General features: G+C 63.1%; 18 protein-coding genes. 3 read left to right on the top strand and 15 right to left on the bottom strand.

Going from position 1 to position 16,091, the window contains the following annotated elements; genetic code table 11:
* Positions 1-16 precede the first annotated feature (16 nt).
* Positions 17-991 carry a YVTN family beta-propeller repeat protein gene (locus GL300_RS08510; protein WP_155039162.1) on the bottom strand — a complete coding sequence of 325 codons (975 nt, stop codon included), beginning with the start codon at positions 989-991 and terminating at the stop codon, positions 17-19.
* Positions 992-999: 8 nt separating this feature from the next.
* On the bottom strand, positions 1,000-2,193 hold the full coding sequence (locus GL300_RS08505; RefSeq protein ID WP_155039161.1) for an ABC transporter substrate-binding protein: 1,194 nt from the start codon (positions 2,191-2,193) through the stop codon (positions 1,000-1,002).
* Positions 2,194-2,384: 191 nt separating this feature from the next.
* Here GL300_RS08505 and GL300_RS08500 point away from each other — a divergent pair, with 191 nt between their 5' ends.
* Both GL300_RS08500 and GL300_RS08495 read left to right on the top strand, forming a co-directional pair.
* Complete coding sequence (locus GL300_RS08500; protein ID WP_155039160.1) at positions 2,385-2,936, top strand: SRPBCC family protein; 552 nt, start codon at positions 2,385-2,387, stop codon at positions 2,934-2,936.
* Positions 2,933-3,856 (top strand): YncE family protein, encoded by a 924-nt coding sequence (locus GL300_RS08495; protein WP_155039159.1) that lies wholly within the window; start codon positions 2,933-2,935, stop codon positions 3,854-3,856. Before GL300_RS08500 ends, GL300_RS08495 begins: the two co-directional genes overlap by 4 nt.
* Here GL300_RS08495 and GL300_RS08490 read toward each other — a convergent pair.
* The 5 genes from GL300_RS08490 to fghA all read right to left on the bottom strand — a co-directional run bounded on the left by GL300_RS08490 (position 3,837) and on the right by fghA (position 8,768).
* Positions 3,837-4,361 carry a PQQ-dependent catabolism-associated CXXCW motif protein gene (locus GL300_RS08490; protein ID WP_155039158.1) on the bottom strand — a complete coding sequence of 175 codons (525 nt, stop codon included), beginning with the start codon at positions 4,359-4,361 and terminating at the stop codon, positions 3,837-3,839. The two genes, GL300_RS08495 and GL300_RS08490, sit on opposite strands and share 20 nt — an antisense overlap.
* A complete protein-coding gene (locus GL300_RS08485) occupies positions 4,358-5,176 on the bottom strand; it encodes a substrate-binding domain-containing protein (protein ID WP_155039157.1) in 819 nt (272 codons plus the stop codon). The genes GL300_RS08490 and GL300_RS08485 overlap by 4 nt, the downstream gene beginning before the upstream one ends.
* Positions 5,173-5,835 (bottom strand): c-type cytochrome, methanol metabolism-related, encoded by a 663-nt coding sequence (locus GL300_RS08480; protein WP_192337329.1) that lies wholly within the window; start codon positions 5,833-5,835, stop codon positions 5,173-5,175. Before GL300_RS08480 ends, GL300_RS08485 begins: the two co-directional genes overlap by 4 nt.
* Before the next feature lie 108 nt (positions 5,836-5,943).
* Positions 5,944-7,746 (bottom strand): methanol/ethanol family PQQ-dependent dehydrogenase, encoded by a 1,803-nt coding sequence (locus tag GL300_RS08475; RefSeq protein ID WP_155039156.1) that lies wholly within the window; start codon positions 7,744-7,746, stop codon positions 5,944-5,946.
* Positions 7,747-7,934: 188 nt separating this feature from the next.
* Complete coding sequence (gene fghA, locus GL300_RS08470) at positions 7,935-8,768, bottom strand: S-formylglutathione hydrolase (protein ID WP_155039155.1); 834 nt, start codon at positions 8,766-8,768, stop codon at positions 7,935-7,937.
* Between the two features lie 211 nt (positions 8,769-8,979).
* Here fghA and GL300_RS08465 point away from each other — a divergent pair, with 211 nt between their 5' ends.
* Positions 8,980-10,137, top strand: a complete 1,158-nt coding sequence (locus GL300_RS08465; RefSeq protein WP_155039154.1) for a BamA/TamA family outer membrane protein — start codon at positions 8,980-8,982, stop codon at positions 10,135-10,137.
* Between the two features lie 42 nt (positions 10,138-10,179).
* Here the strand turns inward: GL300_RS08465 and GL300_RS08460 are convergent, their stop codons facing one another.
* From GL300_RS08460 to rph, 8 genes are all read right to left on the bottom strand, one after another.
* Entirely contained in the window at positions 10,180-10,818 is a 639-nt protein-coding gene (locus GL300_RS08460; protein WP_155039153.1) for an ATP-dependent Clp protease proteolytic subunit, read from the bottom strand.
* Positions 10,819-10,898: 80 nt separating this feature from the next.
* Positions 10,899-12,029, bottom strand: a complete 1,131-nt coding sequence (locus GL300_RS08455; protein WP_155039152.1) for an S-(hydroxymethyl)glutathione dehydrogenase/class III alcohol dehydrogenase — start codon at positions 12,027-12,029, stop codon at positions 10,899-10,901.
* A gap of 131 nt (positions 12,030-12,160) precedes the next feature.
* Complete coding sequence (gene gfa / locus GL300_RS08450; protein WP_155039151.1) at positions 12,161-12,745, bottom strand: S-(hydroxymethyl)glutathione synthase; 585 nt, start codon at positions 12,743-12,745, stop codon at positions 12,161-12,163.
* A gap of 108 nt (positions 12,746-12,853) precedes the next feature.
* Complete coding sequence (locus GL300_RS08445) at positions 12,854-13,207, bottom strand: YbaN family protein (protein WP_155039150.1); 354 nt, start codon at positions 13,205-13,207, stop codon at positions 12,854-12,856.
* A 1-nt stretch (position 13,208) separates the two neighbouring features.
* Positions 13,209-14,393, bottom strand: a complete 1,185-nt coding sequence (gene hemW, locus GL300_RS08440; RefSeq protein WP_343042946.1) for a radical SAM family heme chaperone HemW — start codon at positions 14,391-14,393, stop codon at positions 13,209-13,211.
* Between the two features lie 2 nt (positions 14,394-14,395).
* Positions 14,396-14,770, bottom strand: coding sequence for a RidA family protein (locus tag GL300_RS08435; protein WP_155039149.1), 375 nt, complete (start codon positions 14,768-14,770; stop codon positions 14,396-14,398).
* A complete protein-coding gene (rdgB, locus tag GL300_RS08430; RefSeq protein ID WP_155039148.1) occupies positions 14,763-15,368 on the bottom strand; it encodes an RdgB/HAM1 family non-canonical purine NTP pyrophosphatase in 606 nt (201 codons plus the stop codon). Before rdgB ends, GL300_RS08435 begins: the two co-directional genes overlap by 8 nt.
* Positions 15,365-16,078 (bottom strand): ribonuclease PH, encoded by a 714-nt coding sequence (gene rph / locus GL300_RS08425; protein ID WP_155039147.1) that lies wholly within the window; start codon positions 16,076-16,078, stop codon positions 15,365-15,367. Before rph ends, rdgB begins: the two co-directional genes overlap by 4 nt.
* Between the last annotated feature and the right edge of the window lie 13 nt (positions 16,079-16,091).

Here is a 16,091-nt window from a genome sequence, read left to right as displayed (position 1 = left end):
TCCGTATTTGATTTTGTCAGTTCGGCGCGACCACCACGCCCCAAGGCTGCTGCCCTACCGGGATGGATTTCACGACCTTGTTCGCCGCCACATCGATCACCGACACGTCGTTCGAATTGCCATTCGTCGTGAACAGGTATTTTTCGTCCGGGGTGAAGCCCATCTGCCAGACGCGCTGACCGACCAGCAGGTAATCCTCGACCTCATCGGTTTCACCATTGATGACGGCCACGCGGTTGGCGGGGCCAAGCGCCACGAAAACCTTCTTGCCATCCTTCGTGACGCGCACGCCGACCGGCTGGATCGCCTCGGGCAGGACGCCGGGGATATCGAAGCTGATCTTCTTTTCGATGGTCTGGGTTTCGGGATTGATCACGCTGACCGTCCCGCCGATTTCCGAACTGACGTAAAGCTTGGTCCCGGCATCGTTGTACTGGGCAAAGCGCGGGCGGCTGTCGACCAGCACGTTGGCAAAGATTTCAAACGTCTCGGAATTGATGAAATGCGCCATGTTGGTGGTTTCCGAGGTGTTGATGACCACCTTGCCATCGGGGCTGATGCCCATGCCCTCGGGTTCGACACCAACCGGAATCTCGGCCAGCATCTTGTGGGTCTTGGTATCGACCACGGTCACCAGGTTGTCGTCCTCATTGGCGATATAAAGCGGATTGCCCGAGGGGTGCAGGACGAACAGTTCGGGATCGGGACCGGATGGCAGGGTGTGGGTTTCCTCCATCGTCTCGGGGTTGAAGACCCGCACCAGATCGTCGTCCGAGGCGCAGACATACAGCTCCTTGCCGTCGGGGCTGATGGTGATGCCGCGCGGGCGCGCGCCGACCGGGTAATGGCCGATCACCTCCAGCGTCTCGCTGTCCAGAACGGTGACGTCATTGCCCTTTTCATTGCTGACAAAGACACGGTTCGCCAAAGCGGGCGTGCCCAGCCCCAGGCAAATCGCCGAGGTCAGGATGGCTGTCGAAAGATGGTTCATCTTTGGCCTCAGAATTTGCATTGGGTTTCGGGACGGTCGATGCCCAGCGTGTCCAGCGCCGAGGTCTGGTGCAGATACTGGTCCTGCGGGCTGACCGAGGCGGTCACGTCCCCGGTGGTCAGCAGGATCGGCTGGCGCAGCTGGTGGTCCCAGTCGCGCATGGTCAGCTTCTGCCCCTTGAAGCCCGCGACCTCGAAGCGGTCGGACAGCATGAAGTCCTTGAGCGTGGCAGATTCCGTGCTGTTCGTGCGCGTCGCGGCCTCGCCGATCATGCGCAGTGCCAGCCAGGTCTGGTAGTCCTCGTCCCTCATGGTGCGGGTGGCAAGCTTCTCGAACCGGTTCTGGAACTGGGTCGCGCCCCATGCCTCAAGCGAGGGGTGCCACGAATGCGGCACCAACCCGGCCGAGCCGACCACCGGCCGCGCGTCCCATGTCTGATAGGGCAGCCACAGTGCGAAGATCCCCGCCTCATCCGCCGCGACGACGACGTGATGCTCCTTGGCGCGCTGGGTAAAGACCGGCATCTGTTGCTGGACCTGCACATGGCCGCTGTCGCTGCGCCGCCCGCCGCCAGTGTCCTCATAGATGCGTTCCTCGACGATCTTGGCACCGAATTTCGTGGCGGCGCGGCGATAAGCGTCGGCCAGCGCGATGTCCTCGGGGTGGCTGCCCGAGATCAGGAACCAGTCCGACCACTTTTTCCACATCAGGAACTGCGCCAGCCCGTCCGCCATCATCGCGTGGCTGGGCGCGGTGTGGATGGTGTTGAAGCGGCAATCCGCGCCGCGCAGCCGGTCGCCCCTTGCGCGGGCGTTGAAGATCAGCGCGCGGTCCCCGGCCTGATCGGCCAGTTTCAGGGTGTTTTCCTCATCGGCAAGCGTGACGATGAAACTGATGCCCTCGGCCAGCAGCTTGTCCAGCTCTGCCACCGCAGTCTGTGGCGTCGCGGTGATCTCCAGCGCTTCGAAATCCTGCCCCATGAAGCGGCCGGTGGTGTCGTTATCGTCGATGGCCAGCCGCGCCCCGGCAAAACCCAGATCCGCGGGCGGCGTATCCAGCCGCGAGATCGGCGGCAGTTCGTTCATGTCGACGCGCAGCACCGCCGCGCGCACGGTCTGCGCAGGTTTTTGCGCAGCCTGCTGCGCCATGGCCGGGCTAGTCGCACACAACCCCGCCAAAAGTATGATGATTCTGCCTTTCATCCCCGTCCTCCCCGTCGCATCATGGCGGGCGAAAGCGCCCCCGCCAACCCGGCAAACACCCCGGGTCGACCCGGGGAAAATCACCCGATACGTTTGTCGTAGTGGACGCGCTGCAATGCGGCGGGCAAGGTCGACACAAGCCGGGCGCCGGTCCCATTCGCCGCCCGCGACTTTCGGGAGGAGACTGAAGGATGAAGCGATTTCTGGCCCTGACCCTTGGCGCGACGCTGGCGCTGGCAGGGGCGGCGCATGCGCATGGTCCGGTACGGCTGAAGCTGGAACTGGATCAAAAACTGAACGCCACGCCCGACGAAGTCTGGGCCGCCATCGGCAAGTTCGAGGATATGGGCTGGCATCCCGCCATCGCCAAGACCGAGATCACCGGCGATGGCTCGGTCGACAAACCCGAGAAGTCGACCCGCATCCTGCATCTGAAATCCGACGCTGGCGATCCGACCATCACCGAGGTCCTGTCCAAGATCCAGCCCGACAAGCGCTGCTATTCCTACCGCATCGAGGCGGTCGAGGTCTCGGTCCTGCCAGTGACGAATTACGCCTCGACCATCTGCGTCAAGGATGAGGGCGGCAAGGCCACGGTCGCATGGCGGGGCGGCTTCTATCGCGGTTTCCCCAATAACGAGCCGCCACCGGATCAGAATGATGAGGCCGCGATCGCCGCCGTCACCGGGATCTATCAGGCAGGACTGGATGCGCTGGCCGAAAGGTTCGGCAAGGCGGAATGATCCGCCCGACCGCGCTGGCGCTGGCAGCATTCTGGGCCGGATCGGGTCATGCTGCCGATCTGGCCTTTGTCACCTCGCAGAATGCCGAAAGCGTCAGCATCGTCGATCTGACAACGGGTGCGGTTGTGGCCGAAACCCCGATCCCCGGTGCGCCCGCCCCGGTCGCCTATGATCCGACACGGGGGCGGGCCTATGTCGTCTCGGCCAAGACAGGGGATCTGACCGTGCTGGATGAAAGCGGCACGATCTTGCGGCAGCTGGATCTACCCGAAGGGGCTTTCGGCATCGTCCCGGCTGCAGATGGCGGGTTGTTTCTGACCGAATGGTATCAGGGCCAATTGATCCGACTGGATGCGGCGCTGAACCCGGTCTGGGCCGTCCCGACCGGGCGCGCCCCGGCTGGGGTCGCCGTGGATGGGGAGCTGGTGGCGACGGCGGATCGGGATGACGATCAGGTCTCGATTTACGACGCCGCCACGGGCGCGTTGCAGGCACGCGTCGCCGTTGGCAAGCATCCCTATGCCGTAGCGTTTCATGGCGGACGGCTGTGGTCGGCGGATGTGCAAAGCGACACGGTCAGCGTCGTCGATCCAGTTGCGGGCAAGCTGATCGGGCAGATCCCGACCGGCAGCCATCCTTACGGCGTGACCTTTGCGGGTGAGCGGGGTTTTGTCACCGACCAATATGCCGGGACCGTCACCGTCTTTGACCCCAAGGATCTGACCGTCATCCAGACGCTGGATACCGGCGACTACCCCGAAGGCATCGCCACCCTGCCCGACGGCTCGGGCGTGGTGGTCGCACATTGGGATTCGAACACGCTGGTCTGGATCGACGCCGCCACCCTGTCCGTCACCCGAGAGATCGAGCTGCCCGACGGCCCCCGCGCCTTTGGCAACTTCACGGGGCGACAGCGGTGACCAATTCGCGTCCAGCCGCCTGCCAGCCATCGCTGCCTGCCGGGTACCAGATCACGCCGGAATAGCCCAACTGGACGGCGCGCTTGCCGGCATTCCAGCTCATCCAGCAATCGGTACGGCAGAACAGCACGACCGGCGCGGCTTTGTCGCCCTTGGTCGCGTGCTCCAACCCCTCGGCCAACCGGTTTTCCTCGACCGAGGAGATGCGGTCATAGCCGGTGTCGTAAAGCCATGTCGCACCGGGAATGGTCATATGCGGCGGAGCGTTCCAGATCGTGCCTTCTGGCAGGCCATCGGGACGCTTCTGGCGCGGCATCACGTCAAGGAAAGGCACACCCTGATCATGCAGGACCAGCGCCTGCGGCGTGTCCACCACCCGCGCGCCAGAAAGCGTCGCGGGCACCGGGGATTTATAGGGCTCACCGTGGAAGCCCTGCGGCTCAGGCACCTGCGCCTGCGCCATGGCGGCGCTCAGGATCAGCGCCAGCGCCGCCAGCCGGATCATGGCTTCAGTCCTTTGCCATAGTCATCAAGGATCGGGACACCCGCATCGCGCAGGATCGCATCGATGCCATCTTGATTGCGACGGATCAGGCTGTTCAACTCTCGTTTCCAGCTATCCTCGCCCAGCCGGACACCCATGGTGATGCGATAGAACATCTTGGGGCCAGTGGTCTCCTTGACCAGCGGCGTGAACTGCAATTCGGGATCGGCCTTGACCAGAGGTCCGGCCAGTGGCCCCCACAGCACGGCAGCCGCCAGCTCGCCGGATTTGACCTGCGCGAGCATGTCGCCCACGGGATTCTCGACCCGGCGGTCCACGAACAGGTCCCAGCCCTTCATGTTCTTGGCCAGCCCCGCCCGCGCCATGTTGGTCGCCGGAGGCGTGCCCGCGATCACGCCGATAGGCTTGTCCTTCAGCGCCGGGTCCTCAAGCAGATCCACGCTTGCCAGCGGACTGTCCTTGCGGGTCACGATCCCATAGGCCGAGGTGTAGTAGTGGTTGGTGTTCAGGACCATCTCGTCGCCCTGAGCATAGCCGATGACGATGTCGCACAGCCCCGCCCGCAGGGTCTTGCGGATAAAGCCCGAGCCCTGCGGGAACCAGGTATAGGTCACCGGCAGGTTCAGCTTTTCGCCAAGGAAGGTGGCGATCCGGTTCTCGAACCCCGAGCCGTCCTCGGAGGACATCGGCACCGCAGCCGGGTCGGCGCAGACGCGCAGCTCGGTGTGGGAACGCAGATCGGCGACCTGCGCCGATGCGGCCGAGGCCGCGACGCAGGCCGCCATGATGGTGGACAGAAGAAAGGGTTTCATCATCCTTCCATGCAGGAGTTTTCCTGCGCTGTGAAATCGTCCGACTTGGCTTCCTTCTTGGCCGGGCGGCCGCGCGGCAGATCGCCCACGCCGCGTGCCAGAAGATAGACATAGATATCGTCGATATAGCACCAGACGTTCTTGTTGGTGCCGAATGCCGGCATCACCAGGTTGGCCGACGTGTTCACGTCCTGCTTGCCCGAGGCGACGATTTCCTGAAACTTGTAATAATCCAGTGTCTGCACCGAGTTCTTCAGCGCCGGGGCGTAGGTCGAGCCTTCGCCGTCCGGGCCATGGCAGACATGGCATTCCGCCGAATAGCGCCGATAGCCCGAGAAGGTGGCATAGTCGATCGTGCCATCCTCGGCGATCTTGAAGGTCGGGATGTCCTCGGCGGTGTACCAGCGGCCGTTTTCCATATGGTCGGGCGTCATGTCCTGACCGTTCTGCAGCACCAGCTTGCCGCCGGCTGCGGCGGGGGCCGCGGGCGCTGGCTGAGCGGGCGCGGCTGCGGGCGCTTCGCCCGAAGTGGCAGCTGCCGCCCCTGCTCCGGCCTGCGCCGGAGGAGTCGTGTTGTCCTGCGCAACGGCCGTCTGGGCCATGGCGGTCGTCGCACATGCGACACAGATCGCCATCAGTCTGGCGGTCGTCCTGTTGATCATGAATATTCCTCCCTACTCCGTCCCTGAACAGGACGGGGCCGCCCCAAGGTTATCCTTGGAGCGGCCCTTTTCGAGTCACAGTTTGTTATTCGGCACCAAAGTATGAGGTCAGCCGGGCAGCTCGAACACGGTCAGCTGGCCGCCCAGTTCGGTATATTGCGACAGCGCCGCATAACCGCCCACGGCACCCAGACCTTCGTTCGGGTTGGTCAGGCCAGCGGCCAGACCGATGCCCGCCCAGCCACCGACACCGGACAGGATGGCGATGTACTGCTTGCCGCCATGCTCATAGGTCATGACGTTGCCGATGATGCCCGACGGGGTCTTGAACTTGTAAAGTTCCTTGCCCGTCTCGGCGTCCACGGCCTTCAGGTAGCCTTCCAGCGTGCCGTAGAAGACCACGTCACCCGCAGTCGCCAGCGCACCCGACCAGACCGAGAACTGTTCCGGCAGCGACCACTTGATCTCGCCCTTGGTGTTGTCCCAGGCGATAAAGTTGCCCATACCGCCATGGCTGTTCGGCGCGGGGAACATCGAGAGCGTCGCACCGACATATGGCTGACCGGCGGTGTAAGCTACGCGGAACGGCTCATAGTCCATGCAGACGTGGTTGGTCGGCACGTAGAACAGGTTGGTCTTGGGCGAGAACGCCGCCGGCTGCTGGTCCTTGGTCCCAAGCGCCGCCGGGCAGATGCCGGTCGAGTTCACGTCCTCGCCGTTCTGTTCGGTCGAATACTGCGCGACCACGGCCGGACGGCCGAAGGTTTCCGAGTTCGGGTCCATGTCGACGCCAGTGGTCCAGTTCACCGCCGGATCGTATTTCTCGGCCACCAGCAGCTCGCCGGTTTCGCGGTCCAGCGTATAGCCAAGGCCGTTCCGGTCGAAGTGGGTCAGAAGCTTGCGTTCCTTCCCGTCGCGGGTCTGGTTGGTCAGGATCATCTCGTTGATCCCGTCGAAGTCCCATTCGTCATGAGGCGTCATCTGGTAGAACCACTTGGCCACCCCGGTATCCGCGTCGCGGGCCATGATGGTCATCGACCATTTGTTGTCGCCCGGACGCTGCGCCGGGTTCCAGGTCGAGGGGTTGCCGGTGCCGTAATAGACCAGGTTCAGCTCGGGGTCATAGGAATACCAACCCCAGGTCGTGCCGCCGCCGATCTTCCACTGATCGCCTTCCCAGCTTTTCAGCGAGCTGTCGGCGCCGATCGGCTTGCCCAGAACGGTGGTTTTTTCCGGATCGACGAGCATTTCGGCATCCGGGCCGGTCGAATAGGCTTTCCAGAGTTCCTTGCCATCGGCCAGGCTATAGGCGGTCACGCGGCCACGTACGCCGTATTCACCACCCGAGACGCCGACGATGACCTTGTCCTTGACCGGCAACACGGTCGCGGTGTTGGTTTCGCCGATCGCCGGGTCGCCCGTCTTGACCGACCATTTGACCTCACCGGTCTTGCTGTCCAGCGCCACCAGCGTGGTGTCGGCCTGATGCAGCAGGATCATGCCATCCGCATAGGCAAGGCCGCGGTTCACGGTGTCGCAGCACATGACCGCGATGACGTTCGGATCCTGTTGGGGTTCATAGCGCCACAGGATCTTGCCGTTATCGTTCAGGTCCAGTGCAAAGACGTTGTTCGGGAACGGGGTGTGGACGAACATCACATCCCCGATGACCAGCGGCGAGCCTTCATGGCCACGCAGCACGCCGGTCGAGAACGTCCAGGACACCCGCAGGTCCTTGACGTTGTCCTTGTTGATCTTGTCGAGCGTCGAATAGCGGGTATTGGCATAGTCGCCGGTCTGGATCGCCCATTGCTGGGGTTTCGCGATTTCTGCCATGACGCTGTCATTGGCCAGCGCAGACGAGCCGGACAACAGCAGCGCCAACGTGGCGCCCTTCAGCAGTCTTTTCATGATTATCCCTCCGCTTGCTGGCCAGCGCGACTCCTCCTCGCGGGGTGGCCATCCGAGGGTAAGTGTTCGTGCCCGCTTGTCTTTACGTCAACGAAGCCGACAGGACCGTAACACCAAAGTCTTAGGGAAAAACGGCAAATCCAATAGGAATTCCCCCTGCATGGCGCAGGGGGAAAGCGCCCATGCGATCAGGCAAGCCTTTCGGCATGCCAGCGGATGTGATCGGCCATGAAGGTTTGCACAAAGAAGTAGCTGTGGTCATAGCCCTGCTGCATGCGGAACTCGCCGGGTTGGCGACGCTCGGCCATGGCATGGGCCAGGGATTCGGGCTTGAGCAGGTTCAGGAACTGGTCGCTGGAACCCTGATCGATCAGGATCTCGCGGGGGAAGCCGCGTTCGCGCATCAGAAGAGTCGCGTCATGGGGTGCCCACGCAGCACGGTCCTCGCCCAGATAGGCGGTGAACTGCTTGCGGCCCCAATCGGATTCGGTCGGATTGGCGATCGGCGCAAAGGCCGAGACCGACTTGTAGCGCTCGGGGAAGGTCATCGCGATGGTCAGCGCGCCATGGCCGCCCATCGAATGGCCGGTGATGCCCTGCGCATCGCGGTCCAGCGGAAAATTGGAGAAGACCAGTTCGGGCAGTTCATGGGTGATGTAGTGCCACATCTTGAAATGCGGCGCCCACGGCTTCTGCGTGGCATCGACATAGAAGCCTGCGCCCTGCCCCAGATCATAGGCCTCATCATTGGCGACTCCTTCGCCGCGCGGCGAGGTGTCGGGAAAGATCAGCGCGATACCGAATTCAGCGGCCCATTCCTGCGCCCCGGCCTTGGTCATCGCGTTTTCATGGGTGCAGGTCAGGCCCGACAGATACCACAGGACCGGGACCTTGCCGTATTCGGCCGCCGGGGGAAGATAGACCGCGAAGGTCATCTCGGTGCCGGTGGCCTCGGATTTGTGACGATAGACGCCCTGCGTGCCGCCGAAACTGCGGTTTTCAGAAACGGTGTCGAATTTCATCTGTCTATTCCCTCGGGCAGATCGAATGCTGCGGCCAATCGAAATCAAGCCGGGCTTCGGAGCAACCGTTAATCACCGGATCTGCACCAAATTGGCGGTATCCGCGCCAAGTGGCAGCAGCGCCACGCGCAACCAAGAATGGCCAAGGCCGGAAAGAAGCTTAGACGAATCGTGCTAATGTCCCGGAAGTATCGGCGATAAGGAACATTTTATGTCCGCAAGACGCAGATCTATTTCCTTTGCCCTGTTCGGCGCCGCCCTAGGCTTCGCCACTATAGCGACCGGACCGGCAAAGGGTTTCGACTTCAATATTTTCGTCGACCCCGAGGACAACTATATCGACGCCTCGGCCTTTCTGGCGCGGGGCGGCTTTATCCCAGTCCCCGTCATCATCACCGAACCTGCCGTGGATGGCGGCTTCGGGATCATCGGTCAGTTCGTCCGCACCCCCGAACATCCCGGAGACCAGCCGCCGCGCACCATGATCGGCATCGCCAAGACCGGGAACGGTTCTACCGCCGGGGGCATCCTGCGCAGCGGCAACATGCGGGATGGCAGCGTCCGCTATAAATACGGGTTCGGGGCGGCCGACATGACCATGCCGATCTTTCCCTTCGGGTTGGACCAATCGGTCGACTATCACAACAAGAACCTTGCCGGCTTCGCCAATATGCGAATGCGGCTGGGTGAATCCGATTTCTGGACCGGACCGCGGCTGATCTATCGCCAGACCGACGTGTCGCTGGGCGAGGACGCGGATCTGGGGCCCGTCGCATCGCGTGTGCGCGATCAGATCAACAACCTGTTCGATTCCAAGCAATATATCGCCCTTGGCGCGTCGCTGCATTACGACACCCGCAACAATCCGCTTTCGCCGACGGATGGCATCAATGGCGTGCTGAGGCTGGATTTCTATGACGACGCCTTTGGCAGTGATGCGGATTTCAGGGTCGGTCAGGGCGCTTTGGCCAGCTTCACGCCCTTCGGCGAGGATTGGAGTCTTGGCATCCTGTCGAAATACAAATGGACCAACGGCGACAACCCGTTCTTCACCCTGCCATCGGTCGACCTGCGCGGTGTGCAATCCGGTCGCTATTCGGGCGATGCGGCCTATAGCACCGAGGTCGAGCTGCGGCGGCAATTCACCCCGCGTTGGGCGGGCGTCGTGTTTGGCGGTTATGGCGAAAGCTTCGTGTCGCACACCAAGCTTTACGATGCCGAGGGTGACATCTGGGCCTATGGCGCGGGTGTCCGCTACAAGCTGGCCCGCAAAATCGGGCTGGATGTCGGGCTGGATCTGGCCAAGGGGCCGGAGGAATCGATCTTCTACATCCAGTTCGGCCATGCATGGGGCCGAGACATGGACTGAATGGCTTCGCGGGACGGACCCTACAGCCCGTCCCGCCAAATCTTATTTCAGCTCATCCACGGTGCGGATGATCTTGCCCAGCAGGCCGTAATCCAGCGCCTCTTGCGTGTTCAGCCAGAAGTCGCGCTGGGTGTCCTTTTCGATCCGCTCGATCGTCTGGCCGGTCGCCTCGGCAAAGATCTGGTTCAGGCGGTCGCGCATCAGGCGCACCTGCTCGGCCTGGATCATCATGTCCGTGGACGTCCCGCCGATCCCGCCCGAGGGCTGGTGGATCAGGAAGCGCGTATTGGGCAGGCAGTAGCGGTTTTCCTTCTTCGCCGCGACGAAGATCAGCGCGCCAGCCGAAGCCACCCAACCCGAGCCGATGGTGCGCACGGTCGGGCGGATGAACTTGATCACATCATGGATCATGTCGCCCGATTCCACATGCCCGCCGGGCGATGAGATCAGCATGTTGATCGGCGCGTCGCTGTCCTCGGCCAAAGCCAGAAGATGGGCGACGGTGCGCTGCGCCAACTTGTCATTGATCGGCCCGGCGACAATCACCGTACGCGATTTGAAGTACAGCTTGCCGATCTTGTCGCCCTCGGGCAGGCCCAGACCTTCGTCCTTGTCGCCTTTCTGCGGGCGATCGTCGTCGTCATCATCGTCGTCGTCGTCGTTCAGCCACTGGTGACGCATCGGCCTGCTCCTTCTGTTCCTCATGGCGACGGCGGGACCTAGCGGCCCCGCCGTCCTTTTAACTAAGCAGCCGTTTACGATCAGTAAAGGACGACCGAGCGGATCGACTCGCCCGAATGCATCAGGTCGAAGCCCTTGTTGATGTCATCCAGCGGCATGGTGTGCGTGATCATCGGGTCGATCTCGATCTTGCCGTCCATGTACCAGTCGACGATTTTCGGCACATCGGTGCGGCCGCGCGCGCCGCCAAAGGCCGTGCCCTTCCAGACTCGGCCGGTGACCAACTGGAACGGACGGGTGCTGATTTCCGCGCCCGCAGCCGCCACGCCGATGATGATCGACTGGCCCCAGCCGCGATGGGTGCATTCCAGCGCGTCGCGCATGACCTTGGTATTGCCGGTCGCGTCGAAGCTGTAATCGGCACCGCCGATCTGGTCGAACGGGGTCTTCGTCATGTTGACGATTTCCTGCACGACCGAGCCTTCGACCTCTTTCGGGTTGATGAAATGGGTCATGCCGAAATGTTCGGCCATGCCCTTTTTATCGTTGTTCAGGTCGACGCCGATGATCATGTCGGCCCCGGCCAGACGCAGGCCCTGAATGACGTTCAGCCCGATGCCGCCAAGGCCAAAGACCACGGCCTTAGCGCCGATCTCGACCTTGGCGGTGTTGATCACGGCACCGATACCGGTGGTGACGCCGCAGCCGATATAGCAGATCTTGTCGAAGGGCGCGTCCTCGCGCACCTTGGCGACCGCGATTTCCGGCAGCACGGTGTAGTTCGAGAAGGTCGAGCAACCCATGTAGTGATGGATCGGCGTGCCATCCAGCATGCTGAAACGGCTGGTCCCGTCCGGCATCAGCCCCTGGCCCTGCGTCGCACGGATCGCGGTGCAAAGGTTGGTCTTGCCCGACAGGCAGGACGCGCATTGACGGCATTCGGGGGTGTAAAGCGGAATGACGTGATCGCCGACCTTGACCGAGGTGACACCCGGTCCGACCTCGACCACGACGCCCGCGCCTTCATGACCCAGGATCGCCGGGAACAGCCCTTCCGGGTCGGCGCCCGAGCGGGTGAATTCATCGGTATGGCAGATGCCCGTCGCCTTGATCTCGACCATGACCTCGCCGGCCTTTGGGCCTTCAAGGTTCACTTCCATGACCTCCAGCGGCTTGCCAGCCTCAAGCGCTACGGCTGCACGTGTTCTCATCTTGATTCTCCTTCCGAGTCGGCCTGGTGGCCTGCTGAATGTCGGTCACCGTGCGACCCCGGCTGCTTGTGCTGCGACGGCATCGGGGGCCGGTATGACCGACCCCCTGCTTGCCTTTGAAACAGCCGTCGTCAAGCCGGGAGCGCACCAGATTTTTTGGCGATATGGGTCGCGATCGCATCCATCAGCGGCGGCGACAGCGCATCATAGGGCTCCAGCCCCAATTCCTTGAGCCGGGCGCGGATGCCGGCCATGCGGCTGGGATCGACGCCCGATTCGATGATCGAGCTAACGAAGGCCGCGAATTCCGGGGCCGACCAGCCGTCCTGATCCGAAAGCTCGGTATGGACGAAATCCAGACCATAGAACGGGTGCCCGGTATTTTCGATGCGGCCATACATGTGGACGCCACAATCCTTGCAGCGAAAGCGCTGGATCGGCGCGTCGGGGTTCACGACTTCAAGCTTCTCGGCGCCGCTGAGCACCTCGACCGAATCGCGTCCGACCACGGCGATCTGCGAGAAGACCGCGCCATCGGGCTTCCAGCATTTGGTGCAGCCACAGACGTGGTTATGGGCGGTCTGGGACTTGACCGCGACGCGCACCGGGTTGGTTGCGCATTTGCAGTGAAGTTCGCCGCCCGAAAAACCGGCTTTGGCCGGTTTGATGCCGTTATCAACGGCGGGGTGGATCTTTACCCCGGAAGTGTCGCTCATGGTCTCCCTCCCGATAGACCCTGGGCCATGACCGGCCTCAGTGAGCGCAGTTTGCGCCGCGTTCGGGCGCAAGCAAGTGGGCAAAAGGTTGTAATCCTTGGGCTAGGGTCAGGCCTCGGGACGGGTGACCAACCACAGCGCGATGGCACTGCAAACCAGCGCCTGTCCGGCGATCAGCCGCGGGTCCAGCCCCAGCCACAACGACCAGCCAACACCACAGGTCATGGCCAAAGTCGCCCAGATCTTGGCCGGACGGCCGATGACACCGCGCTTGCGCCAAGCCCGGATCTGGGGACCAAAGGTCGGATGCCGGGTGATCCGGGCGCTGAGGCGCGGCGAGGATTTGGCGAAGGACCAGACCGCGACGATCAGGAAGGGCACGGTCGGCATGACCGGCAGGATCACCCCCAACAACCCGATGGTCAGGGAAAGCCAGCCAAGGGCGAGCCACAGATAACGCATCCTATTCCGCCAGCTCCCTCAGGATTCCATTCAGGACCGGACGGCCCGCCGCTGTCGCAGCCAGCCTGTCGCCCCTTTGCTCAACCAGTCCAAGGCCGACCAGATCCGCCAGACGATCCTGCGGCAGCGTCGCGCCATGGGCAAGGTAGCGGGGGATGTCGATCCCTTCGCTGAGGCGCAGGCACATCAGCAAGTATTCCACGGCGCGGTCCGAAAGCGTCAGCAGCTCGCGGGCGCTGTCGCCATTACCGCGCTTCTCGACCGCATCCAGCCATGCGCCGGGGGCACGATGTGCCTCGGTCGCCCAGCGGCCATTCGGCAGCGTCAGGCGGCCATGTGCGCCGGGGCCGATCGCGGCCCAATCGCCCTGTCGCCAATAGACCAGATTGTGGCGGCTTTCGGCACCGGGCCGGGCGTGGTTCGAAATCTCATAGGTCGGCATCCCGGCGGCGGCGCAGATCTCTTGCGTGTCCTGATACATGTCGGCGGACAGGTCATCGTCGGGCAGGCCCTTGAGGCCACCCTTGGCGTGGCGCGCACCGAAGGCCGTGCCCGGCTCGATGGTCAGTTGGTAGGCGGACAGGTGATCGACGGCCATGGACAGGGCCTCGGTCAGCTCGCGCCGCCAATGGGCGCGGTCCTGATCCTGCCGCGCATAGATCAGATCAAAGCTGACACGCGTGAAACATTCCCGCGCAATGTCAAAGGCGGCACGCCCCTCGGCCACGCTATGCATCCGGCCCAGACGGCGCAGATCATCATCGTTCAGGGCCTGCATCCCCATTGAGACGCGGTTGACCCCGCCATCGGCATAAGCGCGGAACCGGCCCATCTCGATGCTGGTCGGGTTGGCCTCAAGGGTAATCTCGATGTCATTGGCAAAGGGCCAATGCTGACGCGCGGCCTCGATCACGCCGGCGACGGTTTCGGGTGCCATCAGGCTGGGGGTGCCACCACCAAAGAAGATGCTGTTCAGAACCCGGCCCGGAACCTCGTGTGCCAGCCTTGCCAGCTCGACCCGGTAAGCTGCCAGCCAGCGGCTTTGGTCGATCGTCGCCGAGACATGGCTGTTGAAATCGCAATAGGGGCATTTCGAGGCGCAGAACGGCCAATGGACGTAAAGCGCGAATCCCCCTGCCCGCCAGTCATCGGCAAGGGGATCGGTCTGGGCAAGGGTGGTTGTCACTGTCACTCCCGAAAGGCGGTCACTTCGATCTCGACCTTCATTTCGGGTTTGATCAGGCCCGCTACAACCATTGTCGCTGCAGGTAACGCATCCTTCATCGCCTCACCCAGCACCGGAGCGATTTCATCGACCAGCGCGGCATCGGTGATCGTGTATTGCACGCGCACAATGTCGGCGGGGGTAAACCCGGCCTGATCCAGCGTTGCAAAGATCGTGGCAAAGGCGTTGCGCGCCTGTTCAGCGGCACTGTCGGGCATGGACATCGCCGCATAATCATAGCCCGTGGTGCCCGAGACGAAGCACCATGGCCCCTTGACCACCGCCCGGCTGTAGCCAAGCGCGGTTTCAAACGGCGATCCGGTCGAGATCCTACGCAAAGGCGGCCTCAAGCTTTCTGAAGGCATCGGCGCGATGGCTGATGCTGTTCTTTTCTTCGGGCGTCATCTCGGCAAAGGTACGATCATGGCCGTCGGGGACAAAGATCGGGTCATAGCCGTGGCCTAATGCGCCACGGGGCGGCCAGACCAGATGACCGGGGGCGATGCCCTCGAAGATCTCCTCATGCCCGTCGGGCCACATCAGGATCAGCGTGGCGCGGAACTGGGCGGTACGGGGCTCGGGTGCATTGCGCGCATCCAGTTCCCGCCACGTCCGCGACATGGCCTGCATGAAGTCGCGGCCATTGGGCGTTTCCGCCCAGTCGGCGGTATAGACGCCGGGCGCGCCATCCAGACCGTCGACGGTAATGCCGCTGTCATCGGCCAGCACCGGCAGCCCGGTCGCCAGCATGGCAGCGCGGGCCTTGATCCGGGCATTGCCGATGAAGCTGTCCTCGGTCTCGGCCGGTTCGGCCAGACCCATCTCACCAGCCGAGGTGACCTCGATCCCGTGCGGGGCCATCATCGCGCGGATCTCGTCGAGCTTGCCGGAGTTATGGGTCGCGACCAGAAGCTTGCGTTCGCTCAGCTTCCTCATGCGATGGCTTCTTTCTGGGCGCGGACCAGCTCGGCGATGCCAGCCTCGGACAGGTCCAGCAGGTCGTTCATCTGCGCGCGCGAGAAGGTCGCGCCTTCGGCGGACATCTGCACCTCAATCAGACGACCTGCGCCGGTCATGATGAAGTTGCCGTCAGTGCCGGCTTCGCTGTCCTCGGCATAGTCCAGATCCAGCAGCGCCTGACCGGCATAGATCCCGCAAGAAACGGCCGCGACATGGTCCATGATCGGGTCGGTCGAGATGATCCCGGCCTTGAGCAGCTTGTTCACCGCCAGGCGCAGCGCGACCCAGCCGCCGGTAATCGAGGCGCAACGCGTACCGCCATCGGCCTGGATCACGTCGCAATCGATGACGATCTGGCGTTCCCCAAGCGCGCGGCGGTCGACACCAGCGCGCAGGGCGCGGCCGATCAGGCGCTGGATTTCCTGGGTGCGGCCCGATTGCTTGCCCGCCGCAGCCTCGCGCCGGTTGCGCGAGTTGGTGGCGCGCGGCAGCATTCCGTATTCGGCGGTGACCCAGCCTTGCCCGGAACCCTTCAGGAAGGGCGGCGCTTTTTCCTCGATCGTGGCGGAACACAGCACGCGCGTGTCGCCGCAAGAGATCAGGCAAGAGCCCTCGGCGTGACGCATGATCCCCGTTTCGATTGAAATCGGACGCATATCGCTTAAATTCCGGCCTGAGGGTCGCATCGGTCATTCCTTT

Source organism: Paracoccus litorisediminis (genome assembly GCF_009711205.1).
Classification (GTDB): domain Bacteria; phylum Pseudomonadota; class Alphaproteobacteria; order Rhodobacterales; family Rhodobacteraceae; genus Paracoccus; species Paracoccus litorisediminis.
Note: the sequence above shows the minus strand (reverse complement) of the source record. Positions and strands in the feature narration are given on the sequence as shown.

Coding starts and splice junctions, on each gene's coding strand:
- GL300_RS08510 (WP_155039162.1), bottom strand. CDS start 991: ATGAACCATCTTTCGACAGCCATCCTGACCTCGGCGATTTGCCTGGGG.
- GL300_RS08505 (WP_155039161.1), bottom strand. CDS start 2,193: ATGAAAGGCAGAATCATCATACTTTTGGCGGGGTTGTGTGCGACTAGC.
- GL300_RS08500 (WP_155039160.1), top strand. CDS start 2,385: ATGAAGCGATTTCTGGCCCTGACCCTTGGCGCGACGCTGGCGCTGGCA.
- GL300_RS08495 (WP_155039159.1), top strand. CDS start 2,933: ATGATCCGCCCGACCGCGCTGGCGCTGGCAGCATTCTGGGCCGGATCG.
- GL300_RS08490 (WP_155039158.1), bottom strand. CDS start 4,361: ATGATCCGGCTGGCGGCGCTGGCGCTGATCCTGAGCGCCGCCATGGCG.
- GL300_RS08485 (WP_155039157.1), bottom strand. CDS start 5,176: ATGATGAAACCCTTTCTTCTGTCCACCATCATGGCGGCCTGCGTCGCG.
- GL300_RS08480 (WP_192337329.1), bottom strand. CDS start 5,835: ATGATCAACAGGACGACCGCCAGACTGATGGCGATCTGTGTCGCATGT.
- GL300_RS08475 (WP_155039156.1), bottom strand. CDS start 7,746: ATGAAAAGACTGCTGAAGGGCGCCACGTTGGCGCTGCTGTTGTCCGGC.
- fghA (WP_155039155.1), bottom strand. CDS start 8,768: ATGAAATTCGACACCGTTTCTGAAAACCGCAGTTTCGGCGGCACGCAG.
- GL300_RS08465 (WP_155039154.1), top strand. CDS start 8,980: ATGTCCGCAAGACGCAGATCTATTTCCTTTGCCCTGTTCGGCGCCGCC.
- GL300_RS08460 (WP_155039153.1), bottom strand. CDS start 10,818: ATGCGTCACCAGTGGCTGAACGACGACGACGACGATGATGACGACGAC.
- GL300_RS08455 (WP_155039152.1), bottom strand. CDS start 12,029: ATGAGAACACGTGCAGCCGTAGCGCTTGAGGCTGGCAAGCCGCTGGAG.
- gfa (WP_155039151.1), bottom strand. CDS start 12,745: ATGAGCGACACTTCCGGGGTAAAGATCCACCCCGCCGTTGATAACGGC.
- GL300_RS08445 (WP_155039150.1), bottom strand. CDS start 13,207: ATGCGTTATCTGTGGCTCGCCCTTGGCTGGCTTTCCCTGACCATCGGG.
- rdgB (WP_155039148.1), bottom strand. CDS start 15,368: ATGAGGAAGCTGAGCGAACGCAAGCTTCTGGTCGCGACCCATAACTCC.
- rph (WP_155039147.1), bottom strand. CDS start 16,078: ATGCGACCCTCAGGCCGGAATTTAAGCGATATGCGTCCGATTTCAATC.